General features: G+C 62.8%; 21 protein-coding genes, 1 tRNA gene and 3 pseudogenes. 9 read left to right on the forward strand and 16 right to left on the reverse strand.

What is annotated here, in order from left to right; translation table 11 throughout:
• Positions 1 to 139: 139 nt before the first annotated feature.
• A pseudogene (locus ACZK2V_RS18260) lies at positions 140 to 1,751 on the forward strand (sensor histidine kinase).
• 60 nt (positions 1,752 to 1,811) lie between these two features.
• A pseudogene (locus ACZK2V_RS18265) lies at positions 1,812 to 3,181 on the forward strand (sigma-54-dependent transcriptional regulator).
• Positions 3,182 to 3,554: 373 nt separating this feature from the next.
• Here the strand turns inward: ACZK2V_RS18265 and ACZK2V_RS18270 are convergent.
• The 6 genes from ACZK2V_RS18270 to ACZK2V_RS18295 form a co-directional block, all read right to left on the reverse strand.
• Positions 3,555 to 5,243, reverse strand: coding sequence for an ATPase, T2SS/T4P/T4SS family (locus ACZK2V_RS18270; protein ID WP_486322647.1), 1,689 nt, complete (start codon positions 5,241 to 5,243; stop codon positions 3,555 to 3,557).
• A 116-nt stretch (positions 5,244 to 5,359) separates the two neighbouring features.
• Positions 5,360 to 6,289, reverse strand: coding sequence for a UDP-glucose 4-epimerase GalE (gene galE / locus ACZK2V_RS18275; protein WP_231298679.1), 930 nt, complete (start codon positions 6,287 to 6,289; stop codon positions 5,360 to 5,362).
• Positions 6,290 to 6,432: 143 nt separating this feature from the next.
• A complete protein-coding gene (locus ACZK2V_RS18280) occupies positions 6,433 to 7,977 on the reverse strand; it encodes an NAD(P)/FAD-dependent oxidoreductase (RefSeq protein WP_057504396.1) in 1,545 nt (514 codons plus the stop codon).
• Positions 7,974 to 8,438 carry a GtrA family protein gene (locus tag ACZK2V_RS18285; RefSeq protein WP_486322648.1) on the reverse strand — a complete coding sequence of 155 codons (465 nt, stop codon included), beginning with the start codon at positions 8,436 to 8,438 and terminating at the stop codon, positions 7,974 to 7,976. The genes ACZK2V_RS18280 and ACZK2V_RS18285 overlap by 4 nt, the downstream gene beginning before the upstream one ends.
• A complete protein-coding gene (locus ACZK2V_RS18290) occupies positions 8,435 to 10,366 on the reverse strand; it encodes a hypothetical protein (protein ID WP_486322649.1) in 1,932 nt (643 codons plus the stop codon). The genes ACZK2V_RS18285 and ACZK2V_RS18290 overlap by 4 nt, the downstream gene beginning before the upstream one ends.
• Positions 10,367 to 10,467: 101 nt before the next feature.
• On the reverse strand, positions 10,468 to 10,878 hold the full coding sequence (locus tag ACZK2V_RS18295; protein ID WP_057504393.1) for a pilin: 411 nt from the start codon (positions 10,876 to 10,878) through the stop codon (positions 10,468 to 10,470).
• A gap of 361 nt (positions 10,879 to 11,239) precedes the next feature.
• Here ACZK2V_RS18295 and ACZK2V_RS18300 point away from each other — a divergent pair, with 361 nt between their 5' ends.
• From ACZK2V_RS18300 to coaE, 3 genes are read left to right on the forward strand one after another with little or no spacing between them, the layout of a single operon-like run.
• Positions 11,240 to 12,499, forward strand: coding sequence for a type II secretion system F family protein (locus ACZK2V_RS18300; protein WP_057504392.1), 1,260 nt, complete (start codon positions 11,240 to 11,242; stop codon positions 12,497 to 12,499).
• An 8-nt stretch (positions 12,500 to 12,507) separates the two neighbouring features.
• A complete protein-coding gene (locus ACZK2V_RS18305) occupies positions 12,508 to 13,371 on the forward strand; it encodes a prepilin peptidase (protein WP_032128827.1) in 864 nt (287 codons plus the stop codon).
• Between the two features lie 11 nt (positions 13,372 to 13,382).
• Positions 13,383 to 13,994: a dephospho-CoA kinase gene (coaE, locus tag ACZK2V_RS18310; protein WP_486322650.1), complete on the forward strand. Its 612-nt coding sequence runs from the start codon at positions 13,383 to 13,385 to the stop codon at positions 13,992 to 13,994.
• Positions 13,995 to 14,155: 161 nt separating this feature from the next.
• Here the strand turns inward: coaE and ACZK2V_RS18315 are convergent, their stop codons facing one another.
• The 5 genes and pseudogenes from ACZK2V_RS18315 to rimK all read right to left on the reverse strand — a co-directional run bounded on the left by ACZK2V_RS18315 (position 14,156) and on the right by rimK (position 18,336).
• The gene (locus ACZK2V_RS18315) at positions 14,156 to 15,523 is read right to left on the reverse strand and encodes a sensor histidine kinase (protein ID WP_032128829.1); all 1,368 of its coding nucleotides are present in this window, start codon (positions 15,521 to 15,523) and stop codon (positions 14,156 to 14,158) included.
• Positions 15,486 to 16,163, reverse strand: coding sequence for a response regulator transcription factor (locus ACZK2V_RS18320; protein ID WP_005410804.1), 678 nt, complete (start codon positions 16,161 to 16,163; stop codon positions 15,486 to 15,488). The genes ACZK2V_RS18315 and ACZK2V_RS18320 overlap by 38 nt, the downstream gene beginning before the upstream one ends.
• 8 nt (positions 16,164 to 16,171) lie before the next feature.
• Positions 16,172 to 16,645, reverse strand: coding sequence for a hypothetical protein (locus tag ACZK2V_RS18325; RefSeq protein ID WP_071229642.1), 474 nt, complete (start codon positions 16,643 to 16,645; stop codon positions 16,172 to 16,174).
• 89 nt (positions 16,646 to 16,734) lie between these two features.
• The gene (locus tag ACZK2V_RS18330; RefSeq protein WP_010481495.1) at positions 16,735 to 17,211 is read right to left on the reverse strand and encodes a hypothetical protein; all 477 of its coding nucleotides are present in this window, start codon (positions 17,209 to 17,211) and stop codon (positions 16,735 to 16,737) included.
• A gap of 245 nt (positions 17,212 to 17,456) precedes the next feature.
• Positions 17,457 to 18,336: pseudogene (rimK, locus tag ACZK2V_RS18335) on the reverse strand (30S ribosomal protein S6--L-glutamate ligase).
• Positions 18,337 to 18,503: 167 nt separating this feature from the next.
• Between rimK and ACZK2V_RS18340 the strand changes: the two are divergent.
• Complete coding sequence (locus ACZK2V_RS18340; protein ID WP_223224661.1) at positions 18,504 to 18,869, forward strand: hypothetical protein; 366 nt, start codon at positions 18,504 to 18,506, stop codon at positions 18,867 to 18,869.
• 79 nt (positions 18,870 to 18,948) lie between these two features.
• A complete protein-coding gene (locus ACZK2V_RS18345; protein WP_049425109.1) occupies positions 18,949 to 19,371 on the forward strand; it encodes an acyl-CoA thioesterase in 423 nt (140 codons plus the stop codon).
• Between the two features lie 125 nt (positions 19,372 to 19,496).
• Here ACZK2V_RS18345 and ACZK2V_RS18350 read toward each other — a convergent pair whose 3' ends face one another.
• On the reverse strand, positions 19,497 to 20,678 hold the full coding sequence (locus ACZK2V_RS18350; RefSeq protein WP_486322651.1) for a hypothetical protein: 1,182 nt from the start codon (positions 20,676 to 20,678) through the stop codon (positions 19,497 to 19,499).
• Between the two features lie 106 nt (positions 20,679 to 20,784).
• Between ACZK2V_RS18350 and ACZK2V_RS18355 the strand changes: the two genes are divergently transcribed.
• On the forward strand, positions 20,785 to 21,651 hold the full coding sequence (locus ACZK2V_RS18355; RefSeq protein ID WP_486322652.1) for a PoNe immunity protein domain-containing protein: 867 nt from the start codon (positions 20,785 to 20,787) through the stop codon (positions 21,649 to 21,651).
• A gap of 1 nt (position 21,652) precedes the next feature.
• Here the strand turns inward: ACZK2V_RS18355 and ACZK2V_RS18360 are convergent, their stop codons facing one another.
• From ACZK2V_RS18360 to ACZK2V_RS18370, 3 genes are all read right to left on the reverse strand, one after another.
• The gene (locus ACZK2V_RS18360) at positions 21,653 to 22,057 is read right to left on the reverse strand and encodes a DUF805 domain-containing protein (RefSeq protein ID WP_049425112.1); all 405 of its coding nucleotides are present in this window, start codon (positions 22,055 to 22,057) and stop codon (positions 21,653 to 21,655) included.
• Positions 22,058 to 22,740: 683 nt separating this feature from the next.
• Positions 22,741 to 23,676, reverse strand: a complete 936-nt coding sequence (locus tag ACZK2V_RS18365; protein ID WP_486322653.1) for a hypothetical protein — start codon at positions 23,674 to 23,676, stop codon at positions 22,741 to 22,743.
• Between the two features lie 313 nt (positions 23,677 to 23,989).
• Positions 23,990 to 24,517: a hypothetical protein gene (locus tag ACZK2V_RS18370; RefSeq protein ID WP_486322654.1), complete on the reverse strand. Its 528-nt coding sequence runs from the start codon at positions 24,515 to 24,517 to the stop codon at positions 23,990 to 23,992.
• Between the two features lie 113 nt (positions 24,518 to 24,630).
• Between ACZK2V_RS18370 and ACZK2V_RS18375 the strand changes: the two genes are divergently transcribed.
• Positions 24,631 to 25,080, forward strand: coding sequence for a tyrosine-type recombinase/integrase (locus ACZK2V_RS18375; protein WP_486322655.1), 450 nt, complete (start codon positions 24,631 to 24,633; stop codon positions 25,078 to 25,080).
• Between the two features lie 24 nt (positions 25,081 to 25,104).
• Here the strand turns inward: ACZK2V_RS18375 and ACZK2V_RS18380 are convergent.
• Positions 25,105 to 25,178 (reverse strand) — tRNA-Gly (locus ACZK2V_RS18380).
• Positions 25,179 to 25,204: the final 26 nt, after the last annotated feature.

Below are 25,204 nucleotides of genomic sequence, written 5' to 3' on the forward strand. Positions count from 1 at the left end.
CCAAGGTGTGTAGTGTCGGGCCTGCCCGGCGGCTTCCACCGCAGGCCATAGAGAAGCGACGTACCCGCCCGGCTTCAGGGGATGCCAGGCAGGGCCGCCGCAGATTCCAGACCCAGGCAGCCAGAAGGGGAGTTCCGGCGTGTCACCCAGTGCTTCATTGATCGACCGCATCGAATCGATTCCGCGGCGTGAGCTGTACTTCTTCGCGCTGTACCGGGTGCTGATCGCCGCGGTCATCGCCGGCCTGCTCTACAGCCCCCTGTCCGGCATGGTCGGCGAGGCCCATCACCCGCGTCTGGCCGATACCGTCGCGGCGATCTATCTGCTGCTGTCGCTGCTGGCCCTGGCGATCGGCCGCAACGAACGCTGGCTGCGCCCGATCGTGGTCAGCAGCGTGCTGGTGGACATCATCGCCGCCACCCTGCTGGCGCATGCCCTGCCCGGTGCCAGCGCCGGCATCTCGATGTCGCTGCTGTTCAACATCGCCGCCGCCGCCACCCTGCTGCCGCTGAGCTGGGGCCTGGGCCTGGCGGTCGCTGCCAGCCTGGCCACCGGTACCGAATACCTCTGGAAGGTGCTCGAAGGCGGTGATCCCACCCGCACGCTGGCCGAGCTGGCCATGTTCGCCACCAGCTACCTGGCGCTGGCCTTCATCAGCTACCAGGTGGGCAACCGCGCGCCGCAACCAGCAGCTGGCCAACCAGCGCGGCGACGAAGTGGCCAACCTGTTCCAGATCAACGAACTGATCATCCGCCGCATGCGCACCGGCGTGCTGGTGGTGGACGCCGACAACCGCATCACCCTGGCCAATGAAGCGGCCTCGATGCTGCTCGGCGACAACGACGGCATCGGTGAGACGGGACGGCTGGATCTGGCCAGTGCCGCGCCGGAACTGGCGCGCCGTCTGCAGCGCTGGCGCAACGGCTGGGCGCAGGACGAACTGCCGCTGCAGCTCAACCCCGACCAGCCAGAAGTGCAACCGCGCTTCGCCCGCCTGCTGGCCGGCAGCGAACTGGCGCTGGTATTCCTGGACGACTCCAGCGTGGTCTCGCGGCGCGCCGAATCGCTCACCCTGTCGGCGATGGGCCGCTTCTCGGCCAGCCTCGCCCATGAAATCCGCAATCCGCTGGCGGCGATCAACTACGCCGTGCAGCTGCTGGAGGAAGGCACCGGTTTCAACGAAAGCGACCGCCGCCTGCTGCAGATCATCCGCCAGCAATGCCAGCGCACCAACGGCATCGTCGAGAGCGTGCTGGGGCTGGCACGGCGCGAGCGCGCCACACCCGAGAACGTCGACCTGGTCGCCTTCGTGCGCCGCTTCGTGCTGGAGTACAAGCAGGGCCAGACGCTGGAAACCGACAGCATCGAACCGATCATCAGCGACACGGCGGTGATGGCCCAGGTCGACAGCAAACACCTGTACCAGGTGCTCACCGTGCTGGTGCACAACGCACTGAAGTACGGCCGCATCGGCCAGCAGCCGGCGCGCGTGCGCCTGCGCGTGGCGCAGCACGAGCGCAGCGCGGTGATCGACGTGATGGACCGTGGCCCCGGCATTCCCGAGAGCGTGGCCGCACAGCTGTTCCGCCCGTTCTTCACCACCTCCGAGCACGGCACCGGGCTGGGCCTGTATATCGCCCGCGAGTTGTGCCGCGCCAACCAGGCACGGCTCGACTACATCCCGGTGCCCGCCGGCGGCTCCTGCTTCCGCCTGGTGCTGCCTGGCCCGCACACGCTGTTGCCCACCTGATTCCAATTCTGTGCGTCAAACATTTGTCGCTTCCAGCCCCCTCGTTTATCTTTCACGCCCATGAACGAAACCCGCAGCGCCCTCGTCGTCGACGATGAACGCGACATCCGCGAACTGCTGGTACTGACCCTCGGCCGCATGGGGCTGCGCATCAGTACCGCCGCCAACCTGGCCGAAGCGCGCGAGCTGCTGGCCAGCAACCCGTACGACCTGTGCATCACCGACATGCGCCTTCCGGATGGCAACGGCATCGAGCTGGTCAGCGAGATCGCCCAGCACTACCCGCGCACACCGGTGGCGATGATCACCGCATTCGGCAGCATGGACCTGGCCGTGGAAGCGCTGAAGGCCGGCGCCTTCGACTTCGTCAGCAAGCCGGTGGACATCTCGGTGCTGCGCGGCCTGGTCAAGCACGCGCTGGAACTCAACAACACCGAACGCCCTGCGCCCGGCCCCGCCACCGAACAGGCTGCACGCCTGCTCGGCGCTTCGCCGGCGATGGACGTACTGCGCACCACCATCGGCAAGGTCGCGCGCAGCCAGGCACCGGTCTACATCCTCGGTGAATCGGGCGTGGGCAAGGAACTGGTCGCGCGCACCATCCACGCCCAGGGCGCGCGTGCGGCCGGCCCGTTCGTACCGGTCAACTGCGGCGCCATTCCCGGCGAGCTGATGGAGAGCGAATTCTTTGGCCACCGCAAAGGCAGCTTCAGCGGCGCGCATGCCGACAAGCCCGGCCTGTTCCAGGCGGCACACGGCGGCACCCTGTTCCTGGACGAAGTGGCCGAGCTGCCACTGCAGATGCAGGTGAAGCTGTTGCGCGCGATCCAGGAAAAGTCGGTGCGTGCGGTGGGTGCGGCCAACGAAGAACCGGTGGACGTGCGCATTCTCTCGGCCACGCACCGTGACCTGGCCGAGCTGGTCGAGGACGGGCGCTTCCGCCACGACCTGTACTACCGCATCAACGTGATTGAACTGAAGGTGCCGCCGCTGCGCGAGCGCCGCCAGGACCTGCCGGAACTGGCTGCCGCCGTGCTGGCGCGGCTGGCCCGAAGCCACGGCCGTGCCACACCGCTGCTGGCGCCATCGGCGCTGGAAGCGCTGGCCCACTATGCGTTCCCGGGCAATGTGCGCGAGCTGGAGAACATTCTGGAGCGCGCTGGCACTGGCCGAAGAAGACCGCATCGGTGCCGACGACCTGCGCCTGCCGCAGCACGCCCCACGTGCGCCCGGCGGCGCTGCTCCCGCCGAAGCCGTGGCCGACCTGCAGCCGGGCGGTGCCGCCCTGCCCTCGTACATCGAGCAGCTGGAGCGCAGCGCCATCCAGCGCGCTGGAAGAGAACCGCTGGAACAAGACCCGCACGGCTGCGCAGCTGGGGATTACCTTCCGCGCGCTGCGCTACAAGCTGAAGAAGCTGGGGATGGAGTAAGGGCCGAACGGCCCTGGTAGGTGCCAACCTTGGTTGGCGTGCGCCGCCGCGCCATCCACGCATGGAGTGGATCTACCCACCAACGTGGTAGTGCCGGCCGCTGGCCGGCAACCCAATACATCGCGTCATCCACGCATGGCGTGGATCTACCCACCAACGTGGTAGTGCCGGCCGCTGGCCGGCAACCCAATGCATCGCGTCATCCACGCATGGCGTGGATCTACCCACCAACGCGGTAGTGCCTGCCGCTGGCCGGCAACCTCATGCATCGCGTCATCCACGCATGGCGTGGATCTACCCACCAACGCGGTAGTGCCGGCCGCTGGCCGGCAACCTCATGCATCGCGTCATCCACGCATGGCGTGGATCTACCTCAATCCTTGGTAACGCGATTGATCTCGGCCAGGCTGGTCACACCCGCTGCCGCCTTCTTCAACGCCGACTGCCGCAGGTCATTCACCCCGATCTGCTGCGCCGCCTCGGCAATCTGCAGTGCGTTGCCACCGGCCAGCACGATGGTGGCGATCTCATCGGTCATCGGCATCACCTGGTAGATACCGGTTCGGCCCTTGTAGCCCTCGGTGCACTCATCGCAGCCCACCGCCTCGTACAACTGGATGCCCGCATCCAGCTGCGCCGCCCCCCCCCCCCCCCCCCCCCCCTTCCCCACACCCCCCGCCCCCGGCGCGCCGCGACCCCCCCCCCCCCCCCGCGGGTGATGACGGGGCGAACCCATGTTCACCAGGCGCGCGATGGTCTGCGGCGCATCGTTGGTATGCAGCGTGGACAGCACCATGTGGCCGGTCTGCGCCGCCTTGATCGCAATCTCGGCCGTCTCCAGGTCGCGGATTTCGCCGACCATGATGATGTCCGGATCCTGTCGCAGGAACGAGCGCAGCGCAGCAGCGAAGGTCATGCCGCGCTTGTTGTTCTGCTGCACCTGGTTGACGCCGGGCAGGCGGATTTCCACCGGGTCTTCGGCGGTGGAGATGTTGCGCGTCTCATCGTTGAGGATGCCCAGCGCGGTATACAGCGACACCGTCTTGCCCGAACCGGTCGGGCCGGTCACCAGCACCATGCCGTAGGGCTTGTGGATGGCGTCGTGGAACAGCTTCTGCTGGTCCGGCTCGTAGCCCAGCTTGTCGATGCCCAGCTTGGCCGCGCTGCCATCGAGGATACGCAGCACCACCTTCTCGCCGAACAGCGTCGGCAGCGTGCTGACGCGGAAGTCGATCTGCTTGGACTTGGACAGGTTCAGCTTGATGCGCCCGTCCTGTGGCACCCGCTTCTCAGCGATGTCCAGCTGCGCCATCACCTTCAGGCGCGCGGCGATGCGCTGGTTCAACTTCACCGGCGCCCGCGCCACCATCTTCAGCAGACCGTCGATGCGCAGGCGCACGCGGTAATCGTCTTCGTAGGGCTCGAAGTGGATGTCCGATGCGCCCTTGCGGATGGCATCGACCAGCACCTTGTTGACGAACTTCACCACCGGGGTGTCGTCGCCCTTGGCATCGATGCCGGAGTCGCCCCCCGCGTTGTCTTCGTCGCCCAGGCCAACATCGAGGTTGGCCATACCCTCGTCGTCGCCGCCCAGCGCATCGCCGATGGTGTCGTGGCTGGCGTGCCACTGCTCCAGCGTGCGGCGGATCTGGTCTTCATCAACCAGGATCGGTTCCACTACCAGATTGGTGTGGAACTTGATCTCGTCCAGCGCGTGGGTCGGATTGCTGGTACCCACGAAGAGCTTGCCGCCGCGTTTGAATAGCGGCAGCACGTTGTGCTTGCGCAGCAGCTCCTCGCTGACCAAGCTCATCGCGTTCTGGCTGGTGTCGAACGTGGACACGTCGAACAGCGGCATGCCGAACTCGACCGCGTTGGCGGCGGCGAGCTGCGAGGCACTGACCAGCTTGTTCTGCGCGAACCAGGTTGGCAGCGGCTGGCGAGCGGCGGCGGCCTTGGCCATGGCGTCGCGGGCGGAAGCCTCGTCCAAGGCGCCATCCTGAACCAGGCGGCGGGCCAGGCCGGTGATGCCGACGAGGTTGGGGGTGGTGACTGCGCTCATACGCTTCCTTTACTGACCCAAGACGGCCGCCATGGCGGCCATAGTGTTGTCTACAGGGGTGACATACTAACCGCGCACCCCGTGTGAACGCTTGTCCAGACACCCACAGTCCGCTTTCAGAACGGCTGCTCCCGATGCCAATCCCAGGCGCTTTTGACGATGGCTACCAGGTCCTGCCAACTTCGCTCCCATCCCAGCTCCCGTTGCGCCTTGGCGCTGGAGGCCACCAGCCGGGCTGGATCCCCGGCCCGACGGCCGACGACCTCGAAAGGTACTGCGCGCCCGACCACCTGCGCGGCGGCCTCAACGATATCCATGACTGAGTAGCCCTGCTCACTGCCCAGATTGAAGTCATGGGTTCCAGGACTCCGCTCCATCAGGTTCATCGCCAAGCCGTGGGCACGCGCGAGATCCTGCACATGTACGTAGTCCCGTACACAGGTTCCGTCAGGTGTGGGGTAGTCCGCACCAAATACCTTCAGCGGAGGCGCCTGTCCGGCGGCGGCCCTGAGCACGTTCGGAATCAGATGAGTCTCACAGGCATGCGCTTCACCTATGCCGTGTTCAGGAAGAGCGCCGGCAGCATTGAAGTAGCGAAGAACTACCGACGACAAGCCATACGCTTCCCAAGCGTCTGCAAGCATCCGCTCAACCATCAACTTGCTGGCACCATAGGGATTGATCGGCTGCATCGGCTGCTGTTCGTCAACTAGGGAAGCCGATGACTGCCCGAACACAGCGGCCGTGGATGAAAAGACCACCTTGCCTATATCCCGGTACCGCAGCTGCGCCAGCAGATTCAGAGTTCCGGCCACATTGTTCCGATAGGTGGAAAATGGATCGGCGACGGAAGACGCAACCAACGAACTCGCAGCGAAATGCATCACCACGTCATAACGCCGCCCGCTGAACGCACGCTCCAGCGAAGACTCGTCAAGCAGATCTGCCTGGATCAACTCTCCCCATTTCACTGCCTGCCGGTGACCGGTGGACAGGTTGTCCAACACGGTTACGGCATGACCCTGTTCGGCCAGCCACTGTGACATGTGGCTACCGATGTAACCCGCCCCTCCACAAACAAGGACGTTCCACATCTGCATGACTCCACGTCAGATCGAATACCGCACCTGGCTACCGTCCTCCCCAATCCCGGCAAGTGCCGGGAAGGAGGCATGAGGGCAGCTTGGGCTCAGGCCTTGGCCTCTTCGTGGTACTCATCGTCCACATTGATTGACCACAGCCGACTCTTGTCCACGTTACCGGACAGGATCTGATCGGCAGCCTCTTTGGCTGTCAGCATCGAGTGATCCTGATTGTTGTAACGGTGCATCCCATTGCGCCCCACCAGGAACAGGTTCTGCACCTGATCCAACGCGGACCGCAATCGATCGAACTGGGCGTAGGCTTCACCAAAGTAGCCCGGATAGGCTTTGGGTACTCGGATCACAACCGCATCCTGCGCACGCTCGGCGGTGACCAGGCCGATCTGGAGCATCTCGCGCTGGGCCAGTGCCTGAAGGTCTGCATCACCCATGTTCCACAGCGGATCAGTCTCACGGCAGAAGAACTCGAGCCCCATCCATACTTTCGATGCGTCGCGAACCATGTACGGGCTCCAATTGTTGAAGACCTGTACACGCCCTACGTTCACACCCGGCTCTTGAATGTAGATCCAGTTGTCGCCCAATGCCCGAGGAAGATCGGACGCATCGTAAAGCAGGCCGACGGTGATGAAATCACGGTACTGCAGCCCATCCGCAATCGTTGCCACATCTTCGGGCCAGCTTGTCCGCGATGCGGATACCAGCTCACGCACGGGCATGGTCGAGACCACGTGCGAGCACTCGAGCTTGAAGGCTTCGCCAGACCCGGACTGTACGGTGACGCTGTGCACTTGGTCATCGCCCACTTCCAGTCCAACGGCACGATGCTTCATCAGCAATGTGCCGCCACGCGCGACGAACTGCTGAGCAGCTGTTTCCCACATCTCACCGGGGCCATGCTTCGGATACAGGAAGTTCTCGATCAACGAAGTCTGTTCAGCCTTCCCGTTCAAGCCCAGCGCACTTCGCGCAGCATGCAGCACCGCCTTGGTGATCGACAGACTCTTGATGCGTTGCGCGCCCCACTCTGCACTGATCTGGTTGCAAGGCACACCCCAGACCTTCTCGGTGTACTCCTTGAAGAACTGGCGATAAAGACGCTGCCCGAAGCGGTTGACGAGAAAGTCTTCAAGACTCACTTCCGGCTCGATCTTGCTAACCTGCGAGCGCAGATAGCTGAAACCGAACAATACGGACTTGCCCACACCCAGATTGCGGAAACTGTCCGCATTCAACTTCAACGGGTAAGAGAAAAAGCGCCGATTGAAATAGATGCGTGACAGGCGGTTGCGCACCAGCATCGCAGTCGGCTGCGAGCCATCTGCCACAGGCGCCCCCGTTGGCAAGCCCTCGCGCGCCTGGCCCTGGTAGCGAAGGTTCAACGGAACGTCGCCTGTGTGCTCGATGGGCATCAGGTTGGCCCACCACTGCATCACCCAGTCCGATTTCGAAAAGAACCGGTGCCCGCCAATATCGATGCGGTTGCCATTGTGGTTGACAGTGCGTGAGATGCCACCCACGCAATCATCCGCCTCCAGCACCGTCACCTTCACATCCGGCTGCCCAACCAGTTCCAACGCGGCAGTCAAGCCTGCCGGACCCGCACCGATGATTACAACATGCTTGCTCATGCCACCTCCCCGATGGCCCGTTCGCGCCCCCGCGACCGGAAAAGAATCAACTTACGCAACGCGAAATTCGATGTGAACGAGAATCCGACCGCAACCAACCTTGCAATGCCACCGGGCAAACCAAACCACTCAATACAGCCCCACATCACGCCTTGGACAACCAGCAGACCGAAGCAACCAATCAGCACGAATATGGCCAATTCAGCCGAAGCAGAGCTGACCACGCGCCGAGCGAATACCCAACGCACGCTGATAACGTAGGCCACCACGCTCCCCACCAGGAAACCGCCAGCGGCAGCTGAATACCAGCCCCCCCACCACCACGAAAGCAACGTGAAGGTTCCGAGGTCTGCGAGCAAGGCCACTGCCGAGGCGAGTAGATACCCGACCCCCTCAGCAAACGACCCAAGCCGAATGCGTAGTGATCTGATGACCAAACCCGCCCTCGACCGGGCACTCATTCCCCAAACCTCGCATCAACACTTCTTTCGAGTTCTTGATGCGTAGCATCGTCGAAAGCGACCCAATCACTGCATTTGTAAAGATAAAGTCGCCCAAGAGTCTCGTCGCGCATAGGGTGCTTAACATCCCAAACGCCGCGCACGTGCTGCCTTTGCCTGAATGGAAGAACGAAGTAATCCGGCGCCGGCGTGCTGCCGCGCGCCGTGCAGAGATGCTGAATCCCTTCAGTACCGATCCAGCATGAGTCCTCATCCTTATTGACCGCATTCATGGTGTCACAGATCTCTCCCTGGCTGTTTACTGGATCGACCTGATCCTTGCGCCTGGCCCCCTCCATTGGCGTCCCCCGATTGAACATCTGACCGGACAGCTGAAAAATACTGAAATAATTGGCCCGCTCCAGCACCAACCATGGCCCCAGCGGCGACGGCTCACTCGCATACCAGTAGACACTGGAATGGCGCGGAATCTCTACACCAAAGATGTCCGTTCCTTTTGCCGTTTCCAGCGTCTTGCTCCAAGGGCTTCTCGCATCCCAAACGAATATTGCTGCTATCAGGAGAAAGATACTTCCAACGCCAAGTAGAGCCCCCAAACGCGATCCCGATCGCCGATAGAGCCAGACGGTAGCCGCTACTACTCCCCCCGCGATCAACGGGTAGCCGACAACAACGACATCTTGCCGCACTCTTTCCAGATCACTCCCGAGCGCCTCAAATACCGTCCAGGCACGTATCTGGTACCAGAAAAGCGCAGCCACGAGAATCAGGAGAAGTCCCGATAAAATTAGCGCCCTTCCAGTGCGGCTAACCCTCGTTGCCGCGTAGGGCCACAACATGTGCAAGGGAATTAAACCAAGCACCGCCCACGGCAAGGTAATCCTAGGAACGCTGGCGCCCGTTACAGCAATTGCGATCAACAGCGATGTCGCCACCAGGTCTCGATTGCTTCTGATCCATTGATCATTGATCAAAAATGGAATACTAGCCATCGCCAACCAATGCGCCAACCAAAGAACACGCCAGATCTGCAACCCAGCTGGCAGCACCAGCCTCAGTACATCTGCAAAAACTGCGCTGAATGCGAAGCCGATTGCAACCGCAAGAATGGTTGCCGCTGCCATTTTTGATAAAGCAACATCTCTTTCTGTACGCTGAAACAGAAGATAGATGAGATAGAAATCCGATAGGACAATGCACCAATCCCGCGGCTCCCAAGATCCAACGAAAATCTGGGCACTCAACGCAGAGATTTGCTCATACCATTCATAGTCGATGGACTGGAAGAGACCTCCAAACGGCCCCACATGCAAGAGCCCCAAGAGAGCAACAGGCACAATCGCAGAAACTGCCCACAGCCATCTGCGATCTTGAATGAGCAGCCAGCACCAGATTACAAGACCAGCTGCCGCACCCTGCAAGGGATGCATCAATCCCGCGATGACGAGGCACACGAATGACCACAAAAGGCGATGGCGCAGCAGAAGACCGATTGCAAGGAGAGAGAGAGCCTCAGCCAATGGGCGCGCGGTCAAGAAGGGCTCAGCATAGGAAAACATGCTGAATGCGCCGTACAGACTAGGCATAACGATCAGTGCGAAGATCGCTGGCCAACGCCATCCTTGAGGGAACAGCGCCCGGACGACGTATGCGCTTGCCGCATAGAAGATGACACGAAGCGCAAAGGTTAATGCCAGAAAAGCGGATCCCGGCTCAACGTGACGTAGCAGGTACGCGAGCAGCTGCGGGAATAGGGTGAAATCTGCCTGGCTACCTGCCGCAAAGAACAAATCGCCATCATAGATATCAGGACTGATAATCCGCAACGCTTGAGCTAAGTACAGCGTGGCGTCATGTCTGATCCCCGTATAGGGTCGCAGATAGATGATCAATGCCAGCGCAAAGCACCAAGGCGCAAGTTTGCGCAAGGTAGACATCCCCATGTACCCCGTCCGCTCCCCCAAGAAAAGCAAACCCCGCTATAGCGGGGCTGCTTTTAGTACTAAGAAACTACAGCGTTTGCAGCTGTTTACTGGCAGCTGCCCGGACGGTACTTGGACGGAATGCCGCCGCTGCACTTCCAGTCAACAGTACCGTTGGCCGAGTTCAAGCTCGCAGTCAGTTCAATGGTTGCACCATCGACGCCGCTACCAATGCTCTGGGCAGTTGCAGTGATCTTGGTGCCATCCCAAGTGACACCACTGACGTACTTGGACGACTGAGCCTCAAAGCCGCTCCAGCTCGCGCCCGGCAGAGTATTGTTCGAAGAAGCGTATTCAGCAACAGCGGTGCGCAGGGCCGAAGCGGCCAGCACGACTTCCGAGACCTTCGACTTCTTGGTGTAATCGGAGTACGCCGGCAGCGCGATGGCGGCCAGGATGGCGATGATCGCAACGACGATCATCAGTTCGATCAGGGTGAAGCCCTTCTGGTTCTTCATGGTGGTACATCCCCAAGATAAGTGGTGGTTGATGTCGGGGGTGGCTGCCGACCGGTCAGAAGGCCGGATGAGCAGGCTGCCCGTCCCCGCGGGTGGATCAACGCAGGTTACGTGCCAATCTCCCATGGCAGCGTCTCCCCGATTTCCCCTCGCCAATGATGGCAGCAATTTCGCGGATGGGAACCCCCCAGAAGCGAATCTGCGATGGACGCGGCAATGTGACGCGGTACGTCACCTTTCGTCTCGCCAGGTCGAAAACCCTGCGCGGCGTCACGCCAGCGGGCTCCCCGGACGGCCCTGAACCAGCTACCATCGCCGGTCAGGATGCCCGCCTGGGGATGGCGGGCCTTGGGGAGCCAACATGTCTGTCAGTCGCAGTGCGATCAAGAAAGAGCCCGTGGCGCGTAGCACCATGGAGCTGCAGCCGTTTGTCTGGGAGGGGACCGACAAGCGGGGTATCAAGATGAAGGGCGAGCAGTTGGCGAAGAACGCCAATCTGCTGCGCGCCGAACTACGCAAGCAGGGGATCAATCCCGGCCAAGTGAAGCCCAAGCCTAAGCCGCTGTTCGGCGCGGCCGGCAAGCCGGTGAATGCCAAGGACATCGCCTTCTTCAGCCGGCAAATGGCCACGATGATGAAATCCGGCGTGCCGATCGTCTCGGCACTGGAGATCATCGGCAGCGGGCACAAGAACCCGCGCATGAAGAAGATGGTGGATGGGATCCGCGCCGACATCGAAGGCGGATCTTCGCTGAACGAGGCGATCAGCCGTCACCCCGTCCAGTTCGACGAGCTCTACCGCAATCTGGTACGTGCCGGTGAAAGCGCCGGTGTGCTGGAAACGGTGCTGGACACGATCGCGTCCTACAAGGAGAACATCGAAGCGTTGAAGGGCAAGATCAAGAAGGCCCTGTTCTACCCGGCCATGGTGCTTGTGGTGGCCTTCCTGGTCAGCACGATTCTGCTCGTATGGGTCGTTCCCCAGTTCGAAGAAGTGTTCACGAGTTTCGGTGCAGACCTTCCGGCCTTCACCAAGATGGTCGTGGGACTATCTCGATTCATGGTTAGCTGGTGGCTGCCCATCGTGATCGTGATCGTCGCTGCGGTCGTTGGAACGATTATGGCCTACAAGCGATCGCCAAAGATGCAGCATGGCTTGGATCGGGCCATTCTGAAGGTGCCCGTGATCGGCCAGATCATGCACAACAGCTCGATCGCCCGTTTCGCCCGCACCACGGCGGTGACCTTCAAGGCCGGCGTGCCACTGGTGGAGGCGCTGGGCATCGTGGCTGGCGCCACCGGCAACAAGGTCTATGGCGAGGCGGTACTGCGGATGCGCGACGACGTCTCGGTGGGCTACCCGGTCAACATGGCCATGAAGCAGCTGAACCTGTTCCCGCACATGGTCATCCAGATGACCGGCATCGGCGAAGAGGCGGGCGCCCTGGACGCCATGCTGTTCAAGGTGGCTGAATACTACGAGCAGGAAGTGAACAATGCCGTGGATGCCTTGAGCAGCCTGCTGGAACCGATGATCATGGTGTTCATTGGTACCATTGTCGGTGGCTTGGTCATCGCGATGTACCTGCCCATCTTCAAACTCGGCGCCGTCGTCGGCTAAAGGTATCAATGGCATTTCTCGACCAGCACCCCGGCCTCGGCTACCCCGCCGCGGCCGCCCTGGGACTGCTGCTGGGCAGTTTCCTGAACGTGGTCATCCTGCGGCTACCCAAGCGGCTGGAGTGGCAGTGGAAGCGCGATGCGCGCGAGGTCCTGGAGGAACCGGACTTCTATGAACCACCCCCACCGGGGATCGTGGTCGAGCCGTCGCACTGCCCGCACTGCAAGCACAAGCTGAGCTGGTACGAGAACATCCCGCTGTTCAGCTGGATCATCCAGGGTGGCAAGTGCCGCCACTGCAAGGCGCCGATCTCGCTGCAGTACCCGCTGGTGGAGGCGCTGACCTCGGTGCTGGTACTGGCATGCGTCTGGCAGTTCGGCTTCGGCTGGCAGGGCTTCGGCGCCATCGTGCTGACCTGCTTCCTGATCGCCCTGTCCGGCATCGACCTGCGCACGCAGCTGCTACCCGACCAGCTCACTCTGCCGCTGATGTGGCTGGGGCTGATAGGCAGCATCGACAATCTGTACATGCCGGCCAAGCCCGCCCTGGTGGGCGCGGCGGTGGGTTACCTGTCGCTGTGGACGGTCTGGTGGCTGTTCAAGCAGCTGACCGGCAAGGAAGGCATGGGCCACGGCGACTTCAAGCTGCTGGCGGCCCTGGGCGCCTGGTGTGGTCTGAAGGGGATCCTGCCGATCATCCTGCTGTCGTCGGTGCTGGGCGCCATCATCGGTTCGATCTGGCTGTACAGCCGGGGCCGTGACCGCGCCACGCCCATCCCGTTCGGGCCATATCTGGCCATCGCCGGCTGGCTGTACTTCATGTGGGGTGCGCCACTGGTGGAGCAGTACCTGGTGATGAGCGGGCTGCGCTGAGGGGAGTCCCCATGAGCCGCTATGTGGTTGGCCTGACCGGAGGCATCGCCTCCGGCAAGAGCGAGGTGACCCGGCGCTTCGAGGCGCTGGGGATCGTGGTGGCCGACGCCGATCTGGCCGCACGGGCCGTGGTGGTTGCCGGCAGCCCGGCGCTGGCCCGTATCGCCGAGCGTTTCGGCGCCGACATGCTGCTGGCCGATGGCAGCCTGGACCGGGGGCGCCTGCGCGCCCACGTGTTTGCCGACCCGGCCGAGCGGACGGCGCTGGAAGCCATCACCCACCCCGCCATCCGTCGGCTGATGCAACAGCAGTGCGAGCAGGCTGAGAGCCCCTATGCGATTGCCGCGATTCCGCTGCTGACCGAGGTAGGTGGGCGGAAAGCCTACCCGTGGCTGGACCGGGTGTTGCTGGTGGATGCGCCCGAAGCCGTGCAGCATGCGCGGCTGATGCAGCGCGATGGCATTGATGCCGCGCTGGCCGACCGGATGATTGCTGCGCAGGCCAGCCGCGCGCAGCGGTTGGCGCTGGCCGATGACGTGGTGGTCAATGATGGGCAGCCGGAGGACCTGCAGGTGCAGGTGGAACAGCTGCATGCGCGGTATCTGGGGTTGGCCGGGGGGTGAGGCCTGGTTGCCGGCCAGCGGCCGGCACTACCGAAGCGTATCCACGCATGGCGGGATCTACACGCGCGGGGCGCGGCAGCGATCACGGTGGTGGCACCAGCGACACAGGGCGCGATACAAGGTCGGCAGGGTTTGTGCCGACAAAGGTCGGCACCTACCGCTTACAACGGCTTCGGCGAGAACGTCAGGGTGGCGATCACGCCACGCTGGCCGCCGGGGCGCACGCTTACCTGCCAGCCGTACAGGTCGCACAGGCGGCTGACGATCGACAGGCCGATGCCGCCGCCCTGCGAGTGGCCGGCATGCGTGCCGCGGTAGCCACGCTGGAACAGCTTGGCCGCGTCTTCCTCGCTCAGGCCCGGGCCACTGTCGGTTACCGACACCGAATTGGTGCCGACGAACACGCGTACCTCGCCGTCCTGCGAGTACTTCACGGCGTTGCCGATCAGGTTGCCCAGTGCCACCGACAGCGCCGCCTCGGGCGCGTCGATCACCAGATTGCGCTCACCTTCCAGCAGCAGCTCCAGCGGCTTGCCACCGAGCTGCGCACGGTGTGCGTCCAGCAGCTGCTCGGCCACGCGGGCGACGTTGCTGGTGCCCTGCCCGCGCTCGTTGCGCGACAGCAGCAGCAGCGCGCCGATCAGATCGCTGCACTGCTGTTCGGCGCGCTGGATGCGCTGCAGGCGCTGCAGCACCTTCTCGTCCAGGCCGGGCCGGGTCAGCAGCAGCTCGGTGGCGCCACGGATCACCGCCAGCGGCGTACGCAGCTCATGGCTGACGTCTGCATTGAATTCACGGTCGCGCTGCACCACTTCGGTCAGCCGCGAGGAATAGTCGTCCAGCGCCTGGGCCAGCTGCCCCACTTCGTCGTCGGGAAAGCGTGGCGCCAACGGCTCGGGATCACTGGTGCCGCCGCGATAGGCACGCAGCCGCGCGGCCAGATCCGACACCGGCTTCATCACCTTCGAGGCCGACCACCAGCCCAGCACCAGCGACAGCACGCTGAACACCAGCACCGACAGCACCAGCGCGCGGTTGAGCTGCTTGCCGCCGCGCACGCTGTCGGTCATGTCATAGGCGAGGAAGAACCAGGCGTCGGGCGTCTTGCGCACGGCCAGCTTGTAGGAGTACGGCTCGCCGTGCTCATCGCCGCTGACGCTGTGGATGCCATCGGAAAAGCCCGCCCACTGCGCGCGTTCTTCGCGCACCCGGTCGAACTTGTCCTTCGAATACGCATAGGCCTTGATCTGCAGCACCGGTGCGTCCGGGTTATGCCCGGGGTGCTCGTAATAGCGGCGCGCATACTCGTCGATGTTGCGGTTCATCAGCTCTTCCACCAGCTGGTTTTCCACGCGCAGGCGGGCCCAGTTGGTGGCGAACGCGAACAGTGTCGTCAGGCAGAAGCCCAACAACACGAACGAAACGATGATGCGGCTGCGCAGGCGCCGCCGATAAGGCGTGCGCCGGCGCTCCCCCTTGGTTGCCACCGAATCAGGCTTCCGGGGTGGCGATGCGGTATCCGATGCCATGGCGGGTCTGGATCAGCGGCACTTCAAACGGCTTGTCGACCACCGCACGCAGGCCATGGATGTGCACGCGCAGGGAATCCGAATCGGGCAGTTCTTCACCCCACACACGGGTTTCCAGCTCCTGGCGGGTCACCACGGCCGGGGCCGCTTCCATCAGCGCCTGCAGGATCTTCAGCGCGGTCGGGTTGAGCTGCAGCAGCTTGCCCTGGCGGCGCACTTCCAGCGTATCCAGGTTGTATTCCAGATCGCCGGTTTCCAGTACGCGGGTCTGCACGCCCTTGCCGCGTCGCGACAGGGCGTTCAGACGCACTTCCACTTCCTGCAGCGCGAACGGCTTGATCAGGTAGTCGTCCGCGCCGGAATCGAAGCCGGCCAGCTTGTTGTCCAGCGAATCGCGGGCGGTGAGCATCAGTACCGGGGTCTGCTTGCGCGCTTCATTGCGTAACTTGCGGCAGACCTCGATGCCGTCCATGCCTGGCAGATTGAGATCCAGCACGATCGCGTCGAACTCGTGCACCACGGCCAGGTGCAGACCGGTAACCCCGTCAGCCGCGAAGTCCACGGTGTGGCCCCGGTCCTCCAGGTAGTCGCCCAGGTTGGCCGCAATGTCGCTGTTGTCTTCGATTACCAGGATTCTCACTGTCACCTCTAATTTACGAATTTGCCGATGCGCTGGGCCTGGCCCATATCACGCTGTGCCTTGTCCTTCCGCCGGGCGCGCTCGGCAACGGTAGTGCACTGCGTCGTGGACCGGTTCGAACCCGTGGCCTTTTCACGTTGGCATATTAGACGACTATCTTCACGTGCCTGTGTCAAAACCGTGTTCACGATCTGCTGGTCGTTGAAGACATCGGTTCGTACCTGTTCAGGCATGGAATCGCGGTCAGGATGCTGCTCGACGGCCGTGCGCATGCGCACCAGCGCCTCGCGTACGCGGCTGCGGTCGGTCTGCTTCAGTTCGCTGTAGGTCTCGCCATCGTTGAGTTCGATTTCGATGCGCTCGATCTGCTGCTGCAGCGGCTTGCCGGGGATAAAGACCTCACCGGACTGGTTCGATGCAGAGGCGGCGGTGGCCAGGGTCAGGCCCGAGATCAGGACCGCCGACATCAGGAGGGACTTCATGACAAACGAATCCTTGTTTGAGTTGAGTGTTGACTGTATTCGCACCACCTTCACGCCAGCAAGTGCCATGCGCAGGGGCATCGGACGGCCTAGTGGTTGGTGGCGGGGTTGAAGTTGTTGAAGGTGCGCTGGTCGTTGAGCAGTGCCTTGCCCTTTTCCTCGATCCGGCGGCGCTCGGCCACGGTCAGGCAGCGGCTTTTAGGCATGTTGCTGCCGGTGGTGCGGGTGTGCTGGCAGATCTGGCGGCTGTCCTCGTGGGCGCGGACAAGAACGGTATTGATACGCTCCTGGTCGTTGAACACCTCCGCCTGGACCTGCGGCGGGAGCTCCTGAAGCGTGCGGTGGTCGCCCATGCGCTGGGTGATGCGCGCCAGTGCCTGCTGCACCTGGGCGCGGTCATCGGCGGAAATCTCGCTGTACTCGCCGTCATCGAGGGCCTTCTCAACCCGCCGGACCTGCTCGGCCACCGGGGCCTGCCCATCCATCTGTATGGCGGTCTTCTCCGGCTTGGCGGAGACAGCACCAGACAGCCCCAGCAACAACGCGATCATCGTGATGCGGTACATCGCCAGCCTCCGGATCCATCCAGGAACGATGGGCGCCACTCTACGGCCGTCACGCTGCCTCCACAAGGGACTTCCGGCGGCATAAAAAAGACCCAGACGGTGCCCCGCCTGGGTCTGAAGTCGTATCCCGATACCGATCCTGCTGAGAGGCAGAGCTGCGGTTCGCTGAAGGCTACGCCGGCGCCGATTAAAGGCGCGTTAAAGCTGGCCCCATTTGCCCATGAGAATTTCAAGCCATTGATTAATCAAGGTTTTTTGAACTTCTCGACATGCTCGATGATACGCGTGGCCACATCCACCCCGCAGGCGGCTTCGATGCCCTCCAGCCCTGGCGTGGAGTTGACCTCCAGCACCAGCGGCCCACGCGCGGAGCGGATCAGGTCCACGCCACAGACCGACAAGCCCAGCGCCTTGGCCGAACGCACCGCCACCTGCTGTTCGGCGCGGCTGGCCTTGGCCGCCACCGCGGTGCCGCCGGCATGCAGGTTGGAGCGGAAGTCACCTTCCGGCGCCTGGCGCTGCATCGACGCCACCACCTGGTCACCGACCACGAAGCAGCGCAGGTCGGCGCCCTTGGCTTCGCCGATGAACTCCTGCATCAGGAAGTTGGCGTACAGGCCCCGCAGGGCCTCGACGATGCCACGCGAAGCGCTGGCCTTCTCGGTGAGGATCACGCCCCGTCCCTGAGTGCCCTCGTTGAGCTTCACCACGTGCGGCGGCGGGCCGAGCATCGACAGCAGGTCGACGGTGTCATCGGGGTTGTCGCCGAACACGGTGACCGGCATGTCGATGCCCTTGGCTGCCAGCAGCTGGTGCGCGCGCAGCTTGTCGCGCGAACGCAGGATCGCATCGGACGGGTTGGGAGTGCGCGCACCCATCAGCTCGAACTGGCGCAGCACGGCGGTGCCATAGCGGGTGATCGAGGCGCCGATGCGCGGGATGACCATGTCCACGCCGGTCATCGGCCGGCCCTTGTAGTGCATCGAAAAACCATCGGCGGCGATGCGCATGTAGCAGCGCAGCGGGTCGAGGATGCGAACGGTGTGGCCGCGCGCGCGGGGCCGCCTCGACCAGCCGGCGGGTGGAGTACAGGGAGCTGTTGCGGGACAGGATGGCGAGCTTCATCGCGGCAGGATCGGACGGCAGGCGCGCAGCATAGCGCGGGCGTGTGGCGGGCGGATGATGCCCTGCAGGCCGCCGCATCTGCGTGCCTGCCGGGGCTGTGCGAAGATGGCTGTTGCCGGCTACAGGACAGGACACGGCCGGCTTACACAACCCAAGGAGAACCACAGATGCGAATGGGAATTCCGCTGTTGTTGCTGTTTGGCCTGATGGGGAGCGCCGCACACGTACAGGCTGCGCCAACCCACGCAGTCTCCCGGCTCTACTTCGATGCCAACAACACCCTGATCGGCCAGGGCCTGCGCTACTGCACGGGCAAGACACAGCACCAGGGCGTTGCCTCACACGCCAATACCCGCTGGATCGATGTTTCCTACGCCTGCCAGGGCGACTCGACCGACGTTTCCTATGGCAGCTGGGTGCCTGCACAACTGCGGCAGGACTTCTGCACGCTGTATGACGCCTGCACGTCACTGATGCCGTGGCCGGAACCCGGCCTGCCCGGCACCCTCGGCAACGGCTTCTACTCAGACTGACAGCCGGTAGTCGCCGCACTGTCTCCGGCGATGGCAGCATCGTCGCCGGAGACCCCACCCACTACACCCCGGAGACTTCATGCCGTTGACGATCCTTCCGCGTTTCTCCGAAGTGGATGTACTCGGCCACGTCACCAACACCGCCCTGCCCGTCTGGTTCGAGGAAGGTCGCCAGGAGATCTTCCGTCATTTCAGCCGCGAGGCCAGCATGCGCGACCTGACGCTGATCCTGCGCCGCTACGAAATCGACTTCCTGCAGCAGATACAGCCGGGACACGAAGTGCGCATCGAGACCCGCATCGAAAACATCGGCCGCTCCTCGCTATCGATCGTGCAGCAGGCGTTCCAGTTCGAGGCCCTGGTGGCCAGCGGGCGCTGCGTGATGGTGCATTTCGACTACACAACCAACGCCTCGCGCGCCATCGATGCAGAGCAGCGCCGGGCATTGTCAGGGCTGTTTACCGAGGAGTATGCGCAACAGGTGCAGGCGGCAGACGCATGAGCCATACGGAAGGCCGGTCATCCGCACCCGGTACTGCCCGCAGCCCATTTCTTCAGCTTTTCCAGCGCTTTCCCGGCCTGCATCGACGACGCATGCCGGAACCTCCCTGCTTGATTCGACGCAGTCTAACCTGTGACTGAGGGCCGCTGATCCGCGCGGGGCAGGCGCAGCGAGAAGCCCCCATCGCGGACACGCACGGCCAATGCGGTTTCCCGCCATTCCACAGGCAGCGCCAATGCCGTGTGTGGCGTGGGGACGCGTGTGATCGCCTCGAACGTCCAGTGTTCCTCATAGGCTTCGCAGCGAAGCGTTCCGTCATCGCCGACCGCGATCACATCGATCCAGGCCCCACTCCGGGTCTTGCCAGTGCCGCCCATCGCACGGCGGCCAATGGCCTGCCAACGCCCCTGCCAGTGAACGAGCCATACGCCCTCGATGGGACGCAGATCCCCATCAAGCACGCTGCCCGCCACCACCACGCATCGTCCGGACGGGCTGGCAATGACCGTCTCCAGATCGCAGACGTGACGGTCACTGGGCTCGCCATCAAGACAGAGCGCGTACGGGCAGATGCGCGCGAACAAGGTCGGATGCGCAGTCAGGCGCAGGTCGTCGGGAAGCAGCGGGATGGCCTGCAGCACCCGGGCATCAGGCAGGACATGCCGCAACACCTGCGGCACCCCGGCGGCCAGCGCCGGATGCTCCTGTTCCAGCCATAGACCCCGGCAGGGGCGCAGCGTGGTCGATCGACTGGGAATATCCCGCAACCACATCGCGGCTTCGGCATCCCCGCCAAGCTGCCGGCGCTCGTGCAGCTCCTGCCAGAACAGGCTGGGAACAATCGCCAGCAGGTGCATCACCCTCTTGTCCGCTTCGTCATAGACGATCACCGCTTCGCTGCGATCACTGTAGCCACTGGCCACACGCAGCGCACTACCCGCCAGCGCCAGCCACTCGCCGCTGGCATCGTGGCTGCCTGCGGTGGATACGCCCTCGACAATGGCGCCATCGCGCAGCATCAGGGTGCCGTAGGCCGGCCCGCCCATGCCCAGCTCGCCCCAATCCAACAGGACATCATGCGTGGGCGGCCGGGTGGCGAAGGGCAGCTTCGCCCGCGAGCGCAGCAGTGCGCCCCCTACAGCATCGCCGACCAGATCGAAGTGCTGCAGCACGCCGCCCAGGGCAAGGCATGCGGCCAGGCCAACGACCACGCCCCAAGGCGACCACCACACCACGCAGATCGCTACCCATATCAGGAACGGCAGCCACTGGGTGAAACGGCGGAGGGCGATTCGATCAACGGTCATGCAGGCTGGGTGGCGGCGACTGTGCACCATTCAAACCTTCAACGCTGTGCCAGGCAATGGGGTTCGAGCCGGCAATGCCGCTAGACTCTCGCTGATGATGGAATCGATGACTGCCGTGAATCGCCGGAATCTGCTGCAGGACATGCTGCCGCGATGGAGAGCACTGGCCAAGGCCCCGGGCCAGCCGCGCCGCACGCTTCGCCTGCCGGATTGGCAGGCGGACTGGAACGCAGGCATGGCCTTGCTTGCACGCCATGCGCGCAATGGCGGTGAATCTGTGGAGGAACCGCTGCAGGGACATGCGGCCCTGGAGCATGCCTACGGCTGGGAGACGGTTGCACAGACCGGCAGCAACCTGCTGCTGAAAGGCATCGACCGCGGCTTCGCCCCCACGGCGTTGCAGCAGATGCATGCCGACGTAGCAGATCTCTGGCTCGAGCATGCGCGTTTGCTGGCCCTTGCCCGGGACAGCCTGCAACAGCAAGGCCACGACATCGCGCTGGCTGCGTCGTTGCAATCGCGTACAACGCAGCACTACGAATACGCACTGCAGCTGTTGTCACTGGGCGTGCTGCTGGATGCGCAGGAACGCCTGCCGGCGCTGGTGGAGAAAGTGCTCTGTTTCGACACCGACCGCGTGCTGGACTACCTCAGCGCGCCGGCGCTGGGCCTGGTGGAAGCCAGTGATGAGGTCTTTCATCCGCGACCGTTCGCCGAGCTGTTCGCGCCGCTGCGCGACGGTGAAGCGTTCGACCCTTCACTGCTGGCCGGCTACCTGCAGGTGCAGTACCGCGACTTCTTCCTGCTGCCGCCAAAGGCTCAGAAGCGGACCCGGCGCCTGATCGGGCCGAACGCGTGGGGCTACTGGGCATTTGAAGTGGCTGCGCTGGTGGTGCTGTATGGCGGTGACGACGCCACGCTACGCACCTGCCCCCACTACCCTTCCGACCTGGTGGACTTCGCCCGGCGTTGAGTCAGGCACCTGGCAGGCCGGAAACACCGCCGAATCGATTCTCTTCCTCGTTGCCCGGCAGAAGCATGACCGGGAAGAGGACGAATACGCCCAACGGGATGAAGGCGATCACGACGTACCAGCCGGACTCGTCGATGTCGTGCAGTCGTCGAACGGCCAGGGCCAGCATGGGCGGAAGGAGGACGATGACCGCGCAGACCGTCATGACCCACCCCAGCGTCCGGAACGGCTCGAAGGCCTCCCCGTCGAGCAGCACGGTGCCCGTCAGCCAGTATCCGCCGTCCATCAAGGTGTAGCCCACTGCCACAACAAGGGCAGCAGACAGGGAGTATGACCAGAACTCCTTCCGGTTGGATCGCCCTGAAAAATCAAAGCAACGCCTGAGGGGCAAAAGTGCGGGGATCATTCGCGCTCCGGGCAGCTGACGATGGGAGGCAAGGGTTAACGATCTTTTAGCATCCCCAAGCCCAGCACCAACTGAACCCCGCGGCCCGGCGGACCCGGCAGACAGCGGAGGTTGCAGGAGCCAGCGTCGACGATTCGAACGCGATTGCAATGCGCCTTGTAAACAAGTCACTTGAGCTGCGGTTCGGAGAAGCCACAGTCCAACGCATTGAAGAGAGAAATCAGGGCGCTGCCGCCACACGCTGGACTTCGGTGTGGTTCAGCGATTGCGCCGCGTTCGCTTGGGGGGAGTACCTTGGAGACATGGAGCGGGCGATAGGAATCGAACCCACGTCAGCAGCTTGGGAAGCTCGTCATGACCCCCTACGCTTCAATGGCTTACCTATGATTTCCGCTCTGCAATGGGCCGCGCTGCAGATTCACTTTTACCGAGAGAAACGCAGTATCCGCAGCAATTGCGGAGTGCGCTCGGGCCCCTGAGACGAAACGCTGCATCTGCTGAATCTCTGCCCTCACCCACGCTTTGATGGCGTCCTTCGGAAGGGGCTTGGTCGTCGACGGCTTGGCCGGCGCGGCGCTGCTCAGGCGCAGAGGGATTTAGCGGCCATCACCCCAGCTTCGACAATATTCGCCTCACAATAAAATAGCCCCTTTATACAGGGGCTATTCCAGCGGCCAGTACAATCAGCGAATCAGATACTGTACATGGCATGTCTTGGCCGCGCCGGCACCGCTGCAAGTAATTGCCTGCACGGAGCCAGAGGATGGACCAGACGAAGTCATCGTTGCACCAAGGCCATGCAGGTGCGTGACCATTTGTGCAAGGTTCTCCCCGTTGTAGTCCGTCCACTCCCCCTGCACCTGCTGAATATCGGAAGGAATCAATTGACCTGCGGCAGTACGCTCACTACCTACTTCGCTCTGACCGTTCTGATACTCAAGATTCACAATAACCGTAACGTAGGATCCATCTTTGAACACAATCCGCATCAACAGTCGAGCTTGATCGCGAAGTCCTGTGTAGTTGGTCACGTGCTGGAGAAGATCAGACATCGCTGTCAAAACGTTGGCACCAACAATCTTTGTGATTACACCAGTACTGCCAGCTGCTGACTCTACCATCGCGCGCAAGTTGTGATCACCGACGTAGTCATAGGCGGTCTTGCCCGAGGCACTTGGGTTCAGACCCAAAACATCAACTGGAACGATATAAGTGGGCCGTAGGGTGCCGCCGCCCTCCACCATTACCTGGTGCGCACGCTTAACCTCCTCGACTGCTCCTGACGGTGGCGTCTGACGCTGCACCACAGGACCCGCAGCACGGGGAACAACGCCACCACCTCCACCTCCACCTCCAGTGCTGTCGTATCCGATGTAGTACTGCTGGATCAAATTGGCGGATACGTTATAAACAAGATGTGTTCCCGCACCTAGCCTTATTGCTTCATTGCGGAAATCAAGGTCCCTAGTACATGTATCGCAACGAACAGCTTTCGCCTCAACATCGGGAGCGAAGGAAATGAATCCCACCAGCGCAAGAAGCCCAGCAAAACAGCCCTTCAACACGACCTTCTCCTTGGTAACAATGCGATTTCCGTCACTTCCGAAGTAGACCGCCAAGCCTGCTTCTCTCTACAGTGACCAACCGATACTACCTCGACTGGACTGATCGCGCATCCAAGCAATCGGCGCCATTTCTCGTCCTCAGACGCAACCTCATGCATCAACATTCCCTCGCCGATGCTACGGCACAGCCTCTGATACACGGCGGTGATCTGGGCTGAGTAGCACATCGGCGCAATCTGACACGCCGCAGCCTAGTGCCCGGTCACGTCGATCAGCACGAAGTGGCCGGATGCGCTGAACTGTGTCTCATTGTCGGACTGCGGGATCAGGGCAGTCGCACCGGCATAGTAGAAGCGCCCCGAACCCGCTACACCGGTCCCATCTTCTGCGGCCCGGTCAGGCGGAAGCCCACGCCACGCTCAATCCGCTGACACGAACGAGACGAGATCACCGCGTAGCGCCGGCCAGCCGGCACCAGCATATAGGCGTCCTCTGCCGCCCCGAACAGGGCAGTAGCTACGCCCATGATGCGCAGGGGCTTCGCCCACAAAGCGAAGGCCAGCTCCACGGTGTGCGCTCGGTAGACCTCGATTCCGGTCTTGCCCGGCGTTCCGGTCACAACCGAGTCGCATACCCGCACCGTATCGAATACAAACGATGAGCCCGCGTAGGCCGACACTCGCCAGTTGTTGCCTCCGAGATTAGTCAAAATCACGTTGAGCCCGAAGTTGCTGTTCGGACCAGTGACCGCAACTACGGGGCTCTTGGCCTGGAAGTCAAGCGTGACGTACCGGGCTACTATGATCCTCGACACATGGTACGCAACGGCGCAAGCTTCGTTGATATCGATATTATGGCGCAAATGGAAGTTGAGCAGATCGCTTCGGACATGCACCGTTCCAGATGAGGTGTACGCCTCAAAGCCTGCTGGTATATCAGTGCACTCCGTACAAGACAGTTGCCGGGACCTGGGAGAAGACTGGTTGCCCGTTGGCATCCGCAATGGACGTGAGCCAGGTCGCAGCGCGCGGCCTCATCATCCAGAAGTCGAAGACCAGCAACCGCGTCGCCATGGAGATCACAGGCGAGTTGGCTGCGCTGCTCGAGCGCGTTGCAAAACGCAAGAGGGAGAAGTGCCCGAATGGGCGAGAGAAGGTCTACAGCACGCGGCTGATCGTAGACGACGACGGCCTAGCTCTGGGGCGCGCGGCCCTGCGCTACCGGTTCGACAAGGCCCGGGAGGCAGCGGGTACTGCAAAGGGGGAGTTCCAGTTCCGAGATATCCGCACCAAGGCGGGCACGGACAAGGCCGATTCGGCAAAGGACATTCGCGAGGCGCAGCACCAACTGGGCCATTCATCGGTCACCACGACCGAGATCTACGTGCGAAAGAAGTGGGGCCAAGGCCACTCCGACGCGGTGAAATGCGGAGCAGTCTGGATATCGCGGAGCGCCTGAAGCGGCGCAAACCGTTGGGAGACATGGAGCGGGCGATGGGAATCGAACCCACGTCAGTAGCTTGGGAAGCTACAGCTCTACCATTGAGCTACGCCCGCATTGCGGGTGAAAGTCTATGCGGAGC

This window comes from Stenotrophomonas sp. 93052_Sma, assembly GCF_056481145.1.

Coding starts and splice junctions, on each gene's coding strand:
- ACZK2V_RS18360 (WP_049425112.1), bottom strand. CDS start 22,057: ATGATCCCCGCACTTTTGCCCCTCAGGCGTTGCTTTGATTTTTCAGGG.
- ACZK2V_RS18340 (WP_223224661.1), top strand. CDS start 18,504: ATGCGAATGGGAATTCCGCTGTTGTTGCTGTTTGGCCTGATGGGGAGC.
- ACZK2V_RS18345 (WP_049425109.1), top strand. CDS start 18,949: ATGCCGTTGACGATCCTTCCGCGTTTCTCCGAAGTGGATGTACTCGGC.
- ACZK2V_RS18325 (WP_071229642.1), bottom strand. CDS start 16,645: ATGAAGTCCCTCCTGATGTCGGCGGTCCTGATCTCGGGCCTGACCCTG.
- ACZK2V_RS18300 (WP_057504392.1), top strand. CDS start 11,240: ATGTCTGTCAGTCGCAGTGCGATCAAGAAAGAGCCCGTGGCGCGTAGC.
- ACZK2V_RS18330 (WP_010481495.1), bottom strand. CDS start 17,211: ATGTACCGCATCACGATGATCGCGTTGTTGCTGGGGCTGTCTGGTGCT.
- ACZK2V_RS18295 (WP_057504393.1), bottom strand. CDS start 10,878: ATGAAGAACCAGAAGGGCTTCACCCTGATCGAACTGATGATCGTCGTT.
- coaE (WP_486322650.1), top strand. CDS start 13,383: ATGAGCCGCTATGTGGTTGGCCTGACCGGAGGCATCGCCTCCGGCAAG.
- ACZK2V_RS18270 (WP_486322647.1), bottom strand. CDS start 5,243: ATGAGCGCAGTCACCACCCCCAACCTCGTCGGCATCACCGGCCTGGCC.
- ACZK2V_RS18315 (WP_032128829.1), bottom strand. CDS start 15,523: ATGGCATCGGATACCGCATCGCCACCCCGGAAGCCTGATTCGGTGGCA.
- ACZK2V_RS18305 (WP_032128827.1), top strand. CDS start 12,508: ATGGCATTTCTCGACCAGCACCCCGGCCTCGGCTACCCCGCCGCGGCC.
- ACZK2V_RS18350 (WP_486322651.1), bottom strand. CDS start 20,678: ATGACCGTTGATCGAATCGCCCTCCGCCGTTTCACCCAGTGGCTGCCG.
- ACZK2V_RS18285 (WP_486322648.1), bottom strand. CDS start 8,438: ATGAGTGCCCGGTCGAGGGCGGGTTTGGTCATCAGATCACTACGCATT.
- ACZK2V_RS18280 (WP_057504396.1), bottom strand. CDS start 7,977: ATGAGCAAGCATGTTGTAATCATCGGTGCGGGTCCGGCAGGCTTGACT.
- ACZK2V_RS18355 (WP_486322652.1), top strand. CDS start 20,785: ATGACTGCCGTGAATCGCCGGAATCTGCTGCAGGACATGCTGCCGCGA.
- galE (WP_231298679.1), bottom strand. CDS start 6,289: ATGTCACAGTGGCTGGCCGAACAGGGTCATGCCGTAACCGTGTTGGAC.